The sequence below is a fragment of the Campylobacter concisus genome, assembly GCF_003048405.1.
GTDB classification, from domain to species: Bacteria; Campylobacterota; Campylobacteria; order Campylobacterales; family Campylobacteraceae; genus Campylobacter_A; species Campylobacter_A concisus_Q.
Window position 1 is genome coordinate 1,025,319 of sequence record NZ_PIQS01000001.1, and the last position, 9,231, is coordinate 1,034,549.

The 9,231-nt window shown below is 36.4% G+C and carries 7 protein-coding genes; 5 read left to right on the top strand and 2 right to left on the bottom strand.

Annotation, left to right across the window (positions count from 1 at the left end):
* Positions 1-253 precede the first annotated feature (253 nt).
* Positions 254-1,072, bottom strand: a complete 819-nt coding sequence (locus tag CVT18_RS05395; RefSeq protein WP_234410280.1) for a Fic family protein — start codon at positions 1,070-1,072, stop codon at positions 254-256.
* Positions 1,073-1,703: 631 nt separating this feature from the next.
* Between CVT18_RS05395 and CVT18_RS05400 the strand changes: the two genes are divergently transcribed.
* Genes CVT18_RS05400 through CVT18_RS05420 form a run of 5 tightly spaced genes read left to right on the top strand, consistent with a single transcriptional unit; the run spans position 1,704 to position 8,150 of the window.
* A complete protein-coding gene (locus CVT18_RS05400) occupies positions 1,704-1,922 on the top strand; it encodes a hypothetical protein (protein WP_103629079.1) in 219 nt (72 codons plus the stop codon).
* Complete coding sequence (locus CVT18_RS05405) at positions 1,912-2,379, top strand: type II toxin-antitoxin system VapC family toxin (protein WP_103629078.1); 468 nt, start codon at positions 1,912-1,914, stop codon at positions 2,377-2,379. Before CVT18_RS05400 ends, CVT18_RS05405 begins: the two co-directional genes overlap by 11 nt.
* A 3-nt stretch (positions 2,380-2,382) precedes the next feature.
* Positions 2,383-5,103, top strand: a complete 2,721-nt coding sequence (locus CVT18_RS05410; RefSeq protein ID WP_107824310.1) for a class I SAM-dependent DNA methyltransferase — start codon at positions 2,383-2,385, stop codon at positions 5,101-5,103.
* Positions 5,096-7,015, top strand: coding sequence for a DEAD/DEAH box helicase (locus CVT18_RS05415; RefSeq protein ID WP_103629076.1), 1,920 nt, complete (start codon positions 5,096-5,098; stop codon positions 7,013-7,015). The genes CVT18_RS05410 and CVT18_RS05415 overlap by 8 nt, the downstream gene beginning before the upstream one ends.
* A complete protein-coding gene (locus CVT18_RS05420; RefSeq protein WP_103629075.1) occupies positions 7,008-8,150 on the top strand; it encodes a GIY-YIG nuclease family protein in 1,143 nt (380 codons plus the stop codon). The genes CVT18_RS05415 and CVT18_RS05420 overlap by 8 nt, the downstream gene beginning before the upstream one ends.
* Positions 8,151-8,270: 120 nt before the next feature.
* On the opposite strand, the gene CVT18_RS05425 is transcribed toward CVT18_RS05420, so the two are convergent.
* A partial coding sequence (locus CVT18_RS05425) for a hypothetical protein (RefSeq protein ID WP_159071490.1) occupies positions 8,271-9,231 on the bottom strand: 961 nt, incomplete at its 5' end.

Sequence of the window (9,231 nt, forward strand, 5' to 3'; positions counted from 1 at the left end):
ATTTTTGTCTGACTTGTCAGACAAAAAGTATCCTCGCCCTGATAAAAATAGAAAATAGCTTTTTGATAGTGGCTGTCATGTATGTGCAAATTGTAAGCTTGTTATAGATTATTTTTTGATCCGTTTAAGGTAATATTAAAAATACGATTCAAGAATTATATCATGACCACAAAATATTTCTGTGTGATTTTGGATGGTATCTTAATATGTTAAAAATATTGAAAATTTTATATATTATCAGTAAATCAAAAAGCTATAAGATTAAGCCTCGTTTTAAAATTTCAAATAACCTTAAATTTACAAAGTAGTTTATCAGCCCGAGCTTTACGCATTTAAACGCTCCTAATTTTTCGCAAATTTTAAGATATTTAGAAGCGGTTTGTCTAGAGATATTTAGTTTTTTCTCCACCGATTCTATCTTTGTATATGGATATGAAAAAAGTAACTCCACAAAATCTTTGCTATATACGCCTCGCTCTTTTCCCTGCAAGAGCTCGCTAAATTCTCTTATGGCATCGTCTATCTCTTTTATGAGCGTGACGGACGCCTCTGCGGTATGCTCTATGTCGTTTAGCATATACTCTATCCAAGCACTCCACTCACCGTTTTTACTTACGTTTTCTAAAAGTTCGTAGCATCTGGATTTATTTTTTATGATATAAGCGCTTAGGTATAAAATCGGTAGATCAAGAAGCTTTTTATGCGTTAGATATAAGACGTTTATGATGCGTCCGGTTCTACAGTTTCCACCATAAAACGGATGTATGGTTTCAAACTGATAGTGGATCACCACTAGTCTAATTAGCGGATCAAGATCGTCCATGTCGTCGTTTATGTACTTTTCTAAATTTGCCATCAACCTATTTATATCGTCTATGTGTTGCGGCGGTATATGTTTTATCTCGCCCGTGGCGGGATTTTTAAGCATAGTTCCACTTTGGGTGCGAAATCCGGCGTTACTACGCTGTAAGCGTTTTTGAATCTCTATTATATGACGAGTTAAAAATAGATTATCTTTTTTTATAAGCGAGTAGCTTTTTTTAAGGCGATTTCGTAGTTCAAGTCCTTTCATCCGCACCAACCAAATTCCCTAAAATACGGTATTTCAAGACTTAATCTTTTAAAAGGTAACCCGATGGGTAACCCAAGCTTCTACTTTTATTTTTCTACATTATTTTTTAACTATGCTTTTTAAAAAATGATACATTGTTCTGGTTCTTAAAACGTTTACTTTTTTGCAAAAGTATAAAAAGACAAAAATATGTTTTTCTAAAAATAGAGTATGTCTCCTAGAAAAACATTTTAGTCTTTAAAAACTTATTCTTATACAACCTATTTGTTTAATAAAGTAAGTTTTGGCACCATCTTCAAACGATAGTGCAGTAAGGTCTTAGCCAGACGGGCAAATAGCCTAGCGGCTACTATAAAAATCAGCTTAATTTAAGAAAAAATTAAACGGCTGATTTTTATGTAATCGGCGTGCCAATACCTCAACCAAAAAGTTGCTCATTAGCTTTTTGTTTGAGGTATTGAACCAGTTTGTAAATCCTATTTTAGTATATCATTTGCGGCTTTTACTTATCTAAACGATTTTGTAATTATCTATGTCTTGATGCTTTTAAGGTGTTTTACCGTAATATAAAAATACACAAGGCTAAAAAGTGGAAATATGCTATAATTATTAAAAGTCTAAAAGGATTAATATGCTAGCCAAACTGGAACTATCCATAGAAAAACCTGATGTGCTCGCCAAGGTTAAGGAATTTTTAAAAAGCCTAGGCAATGATATCAAGGTAAAAGAAGAAAATATAACCAATAAAAAGCTAGAAGCGTTTAATAGCGTATGCGGTAGCGTTAAATTAAACATTCCCATCGAACCTGAAGAACTAGAAGAAGCAAGAGCTAAAAAATATGTCTTATAACGTATTTTTGGACACTAATGCTTTAATAGACATCTTGGTCGATTATGAAACGCCGACTACATATGATAAAATAAGAAGCGACGCGAAGCTGGCATTAAAAACTAAAATATACATAGCCGAGCTTATAAAAAACAATCCCGACATAAAGCTATTCATAAACACGACTACCGTAACCAACGTATTTTTTATATTAACGAATAGGCAAAAAATAAGTAAAAGCCTAGTTGCTAGCCAAATTTTAAATTTACATAAACAAAAAGAGCTTTTTACGGTTGTTTGCGAAGGTGACACCATAAGAGAAGCCGCGTTAAATTATTGTATTCAAAATGACGCGGACTACGAAGATGCGCTCCAATACTTCTGCGCCTTAAAACATAATTGTAAAGCTATAATAACTAACGATAAAAATTTTCCTGATATTGATATTAAGCTTATTAGAACTTATCAAGAGGCATAAGTTATGGGTTATAATTATTTAGAATTCGAAGATAGGCTTCAAAGCATCGTAGAAAATTTAAACGAGAGTAATTTTATATACGAGTTTTTATCTCTTTGTGGACTGCCTAAAGCCACGATTTCAAAACTAAAACAAGGCACGAGTAATCTTTCAAACCTAGAAAATGTAAAGCACCTTAAAAACAAAATTTATTTTGCCGTTTCGCCGCACGGTAAAACGCTTGAAACATTCGCAAATATCGCCGAAGAACTCGGCGTAAACGACTCTACTAGATTTATCTTTGCAACGGATTTTAAAAATATCAATGCAAAAGACGTCAAAACAGGCGATACGCTAGATATAAATTTTGCAGATTTGCCAAAGTATTTTGATTTTTTCTTGCCGTTAATGGGCGTCGAAAAGGTCGAATACGATAAAGAGAATCCACTTGATCAAAAGGCTGCAAGTAGATTTTTACGAGTTTATGACGAGCTAGCAGCGGCAAATAAAAACATCGACCCTAAGGTTTTAAATTTATTTCTTATTAGGCTTTTATTTTGCCTATTTGCCGAGGATACTGGCATTTTTGAAAAAGACTCCTTTACTTCCGATGTAAAAAGGCTCGCGCAAGTGGCTAGCAGTGATCTAAACGCGCCCATAGCTCAAATTTTTGAAAAACTATCCCGTAAGGAAAATGTGGACGATGCAGCTTGGCTGCAAAAGTATCCGTACGTAAACGGCAATCTTTTTGCATCGCCTCACCAGCGTTTAAATTTTACCACAAAAGCCAAAAAGCTAATTATCGAGGCAGGCTCGATGCTTAACTGGTCGCAGATAAATCCCGACATCTTAGGCTCTATGATCCAGACTGCATCCAGCAAGAGTTTGCGTCAAAATTTAGGCATGCACTACACCAGCGTCGAGAATATCATGAAGGTCATCAGGCCGCTGTTTTTGGATAAACTAAAAGACGAACTGCGCAAAATTTCATCGTCAAGCTATAAAAACGAAACTAAAATTTCGAAGCTAAAACAGCTACTTTCTCGCATCGGCAGGATGAAATTTTTCGATCCAGCCTGCGGTTCGGGTAACTTTTTAATCATCGCTTATAAAGAAATGAGGAGACTGGAGATCGAAATTTACGAAGAGATCATAAGGTTAGATCAGCAAATAATGCTTTTTGATCCTATCGTGCAGCTTAGTCAGTTTTACGGCATAGAGATAGACGATTTTGCTCATGAGGTAGCGATACTATCGCTTTGGATAAGCGACCATCAGATGAATACCGAACTAAACGGTAAAATCCCGAATTTCATTCGCAAAACCCTTCCGCTTCAAAAGATAGGCGGTATAACCTGCGCTAACGCTTTAAGGGTCGATTGGAACGAAATTTGCCCGAAAAATAAAGACGATGAGGTTTTCGTATTCGGCAATCCGCCGTATCTTGGAGCGAGGCGACAAGATAAGAGTCAAAAGTCTGACATAAAATATGTATTCGGAAATATTTATGGTGTAGGGGAATTAGACTATATATCTGCGTGGTTTTATCTGGGGGCAAGGTATATAGAGGATTCAAATTCTCTTTTGGCTTTCGTTAGTACGAATTCAATCACTCAAGGCGAACAAGTCGGCTATTTATGGAATGAAATTTTAAATTTTGCCGAAATTAGTTTTGCCTATACTTCATTTAAATGGCAAAACAATGCAGCTCACAATGCTGGCGTAACCGTTATAGTCGTAGGATTAAAATCTTTGCAGACCGAATTTGATAAAACAATTTTTATCGGTAGCGAGAAAATTTTAGCTAGGAATATTAATCCATATTTAGCAGATGCTCAAAATATCATCGTAAATTTTACCACTACTCAAATAAATAAAAATTTACCTGTAATGTATGGCGGAAATAAACCTATAGATGGCGGAAATTTGCTTTTAAATTACGATGAATACATTAAAGTTATTAATAAATATCCAGAGATATCAAAAATTCTAAAAAGATATATTGGCTCCGATGAACTCTTAAATTTAATTCCTAGATATTGTATTTGGCTGACGGATGACAATATAAAAGATTTTCAAGAGCATGAATTTATAAAGCCCAGACTACAAGCGGTTAGGCAAAATCGTCTTAAAAGTTCAGATAAACAAACCAAAAAATACGCAGACAAACCCCATCTTTTTGTTACCAGAATAATAAAAGAGGAGTGCGGTGATTCAAAAAAGGACATGATTCACATCATTATTCCCCGCGTTTCATCCGAAAATAGATTGTATGTTCCTATGGGGTTAATGTACGAGGATGAAATTATATCTAATGCTTGTGCCGTCATCTACGATGCGCCGATTTGGCTTTTGGGGATTTTGTCCTCGCGCATGCATATGGTTTGGCTGCGAGCTATCGGCGGAAAATTAGAAACTCGTTATAGATATTCGGCAAGTTTGGTTTATAATACCTTCGTCGTGCCCGAAATTTCAGATCAGATGAAAGAAAATCTCGAAGAGCAAATGGGCGAAATTTTAGACAAAAGAGACTTTTTGGGCGGCTCGCTCGCTAGTCTTTACGGCTCGCCGCTAGCCGAAAACAATCCAAAGCCTATGAACGAAGAGCTTTTAAATTTACATAAACGCCTAGATAGGCTAGTGGATAGTATCTATCAAAGAGCCGAGTTTAAAAACGACGAGGAGAGGCTGGCGCTGCTTTTAAATTTATACAAACAACGTATAGAGGAGCTGGAAAATGAGTGAAAATTTAATCGATATAAACTACGATAAAAACGGCTCTAGTAAGAGCACGGATATGCTTGGTATGCGCGATATGCAGCGCAGAGTTTATGAAAAGCGAAACGAAGAGTATCTACTCATAAAAGCTCCGCCCGCATCGGGCAAATCTCGCGCCCTGATGTTTGTCGCGCTCGATAAACTGCACAGGCAGGGCATAAAAAAGGTCATAGTCGCGGTGCCGGAAAAATCAATAGGAGCGTCTTTTAAAAATACCGACTTAAAAAGCGGAGGATTTTACTACGACTGGACGGTGGAGCCTAGAAACAACCTAGTAACGGCAGGCGGAGATAAAGGCAAAGTAAAGGCGTTTATGGAGTTTATGAACTCAAGCGACGAAATTTTAATCTGCACTCACGCGACGTTTAGATTTGCCTACGAAGAGATAAAAAGCGACTCTAAATTTGACGGTTGCGTCATAGCCATAGACGAGTTTCATCACGTCTCATCAGAGGATAGCTCGGTTTTGGGACAGGCTTTAAAAAATATACTTCGTAATTCAGACGCTCACGTGATAGCAATGACGGGCTCTTACTTTAGGGGCGACAGCGCCGTGATACTGGAGCCTGAGGACGAGGATAAATTCGCAAAAGTAACCTACACCTACTACGAGCAACTAAACGGATACGAATATCTAAAAAGCTTCGGTATAGGTTATCATTTCTATAAAGGCGAGTATTTAAGCGCTTTACACGAGGTGCTAGATACAGATAAAAAGACGATAATCCATATACCCAGCGTAAATTCCATCGAATCGACCAAAGATAAATACAACGAAGTAGATAGCATAATAGACATAATAGGTGAATTTGAGTATGCCGACGAAAACGGTATATATCACGTAAAAAGAAGCGACGGTAAAATATTAAAAGTGGCCGATCTGGTTACAGATAACGCGGATAGAGAAAAGGTCTCGGCGTATCTTAGGCAGATGAAAGAGCTTGACGACCTAGACATAATAATAGCGCTAAATATGGCAAAGGAAGGCTTTGATTGGCCTTGGTGCGAGCATGCGCTCACTATCGGTTACCGCGGCTCTTTAACAGAAGTAGTCCAGATAATCGGACGCTGCACGAGAGATAGCTCGAACAAAACTAGGGCTCAATTTACGAATTTGATCGCAAGTCCGGATGCCAGCGAAGACGAGACGAAAGGTAGCGTAAATACTATGCTAAAAGCAATCTCGGCATCTTTGTTAATGGAGCAGGTTTTAGCGCCGGATATCAAATTTAAACCTCGCCGTAACCCTAGCGAAAAAGGGGACTCTAAGGATTATATCTACATAAAAGGCTTAAAAGAACCATCGACGGCAAAAGTAAAAGAGATCATCCAAAACGATCTGCACGAACTAAGAGCTAGCATACTAAGCGATAACGACGTGCAAAGAGCGATGGCAGGCAAAGATCCTAAGCTAATAAACAACCTGCTAATCCCTAAAGTTATACAAAAGACGTATCCGAATTTAAGCGATAACGAAATAGACGAGGTTAGACAACACGTCATAACCGATCTCGTGCTAAAAAATGCCAAATTTGAAACTACAAGCGGAAATAAAGAATTTATAAGGCTGGCTAGCAAATTCGTCCTCGTCGATGAGCTAGATATAAATTTAATAGAAAGCGTGTGTCCTTTCCAAGACGCCTATAAAATGATGTCTAAAAAGCTAGATGCGCCTACGCTAAAAATAATACAGCGAGTAATCGACTCTCAAAAAATCGAGATAACCGATGAGGAGCTTTTGGTGGCGGCCAATAAAATAAAAGACTTTTTCCATGAAAACGGACATTTGCCGGATAAAAATTCGCAGGATGAATTTGAGCGAAGGCTGGCTTACGCATTAGCTAAATTAGCTACGAAAAAGAAGCAAAAAGATGGCTAACTATCAAAGTATAGACGAAATTTTAAACGATCCGTTTTTTGTAGATATTTTAAAAGAGACACCAAAAAAATCTCAGCCGACAAGCGAAGATGAAGTAATATTCGAAAGTATAAACGAATTTATCTCAAAAAATAACGCTTTGCCGCAAAAGGCCAAAATCGGTAGCAATGAAAGGAAGCTTTACAATGCGCTAGAGGGCATACGAAGCGATCCTAAAAAATGCAAAGAGCTAAAACCGCTGGATAAATTTAACCTTTTAGGAACAGTGCTAGAGCGGGACGACAATCTCCCTACTATGCTCAAAGACGATTTTACTAGCCTAGATGATGCTTTAGCCGGTCTTGGAGACATAATCGACTTGCCCGATCTTGCAGATTCGTTATTGGACGTTTCGGACATCAAAAAACCTAAGCAAAAAAGGCTACAACCGAAAGACTATGCCCAAACCAAGCGGATGGAAAATTTTGACGAATATAAGAAAATTTTTTCTCGCATACATTCGCAAATTAGCTCCGGCGCTAGAAAACTTATACCGGTTGGTAATTCGCAAGACATTAAAGCGGGCGATATTTTTATCTTAAAAGGCGTAATGCTTTATATAGAGGACAAGAGCGACGACTTTAAGTCACAAAGCGGACAAAAAAATTCCAAACTTAAAGTAATATACGAAAACGGAACGTATGCCGATTTGAGGTTAAATTCTCTAGCGGCCGGATTTAGGCGCTCGGATTCTTATAGAGTAGAGGCAAATAGCGATAGCGCCAAAGATGTATCTACTGGATTTATATACGTATTAAAATCCCTAAGCGATAACGAGCAAATTTTAAATATAAAAAATTTATACAAAATAGGCGTAACGGCTCAAAACAGCATCAGGGAGCGTATAGCTAACGCTCAAAACGAACCGACTTATTTGTATGCCCCCGTAGAAATAGTACGAGAATATGAAGTGAAAAACTTTAATCCTCAAAAACTGGAAGTCGCTTTACATCATATGCTTAGCCAAAAAAAGTTACAAGCGGAAATAACGCTTCCAAACGGCAAAATAGTAAAACCGCAAGAGTGGTTTGTGGTAAAACTAGAGGAAATTGAGGAGGCTATTAACGATATTATTTTAAAAATGCAGATACAGTAATAGCGCAAAAGGCTTGATACTGCGCGATTGGTAGTAGGTGCGAGTGCAAGATCAAAATTGATAGAGTGGCCGTATTGAATATTAATATTTATGAAATAGATATTGAATTAAATGGTAAGTTTATTGGTTGTGTGTCAAAACAAAACTTTCCAAATCCTTCCACTTACTAGTTTGAATTTTATGGTTTAAAATGTCTATTTTTTCATTACATCTTAATCTTGCATCGGTAATAATCTCGTCCCAACTTTTAGGTATTATCGTAAAACCATCGCTATCGATATTTCCTATAGTATAAATGTTTTCGTTTTTTGTATCCGATACCGCAATTGCATATATTTTCTTTTTTGTTCTATTGTCATATTTTTTGTTAATTTCTTTAAGTGTTCTAACATATTTTGTTCTAACTTCTTCTAATATTTTTGGATTTATTGCAATGCCAGGCTTTTTAAGTTCTATTATATAAATGGTGTCATTAGCGAAGATTGGAATGAATATGTCTGGAATTTTCTTTACATCATGACTGCTTATAATTTTTTCGAGCTCGTCAGAATCGAAATGAAAAAATTTCTCATTCTCTAATATCTTTTTCAATGATTCATCGCTAGCGAAGTTGCCTCTATCAATATTTTCAAATTTTTCATCAAATATCCAAAGATACTTATCTATAATATGATGAAGCATAGTTCGTTCTTTTACTGCTCTACTTTTCTTGCCGTTTACTAATTCTGATAATCTATTTAAAAAATCTATTCTACTAATATATTTTTCTTTTTCAGATATCGCCTTTATTATCCCGTAATTTGCCTCTATGTATCTGAGTTTTTCACTATCTTGCTGGTTTAAGCTCAATATCGTCACTACATTGTCTATATAATTATCGGGAGCTTCTTTAAGTAAAATATCAACTAATCTTACGATAATTTGTTTAACTTCATCAGATAAATTTTTATTGCCAATTTTGTCTATAAACGGAAGCATGATGGCTTGATATGTATTTTCGGTAATTTCATCCTTACTTAAATTTAAAAATTTAAGGTAGTCATTTGAAAATTCGCCAATATTGTCTTTATAAATACTAAAT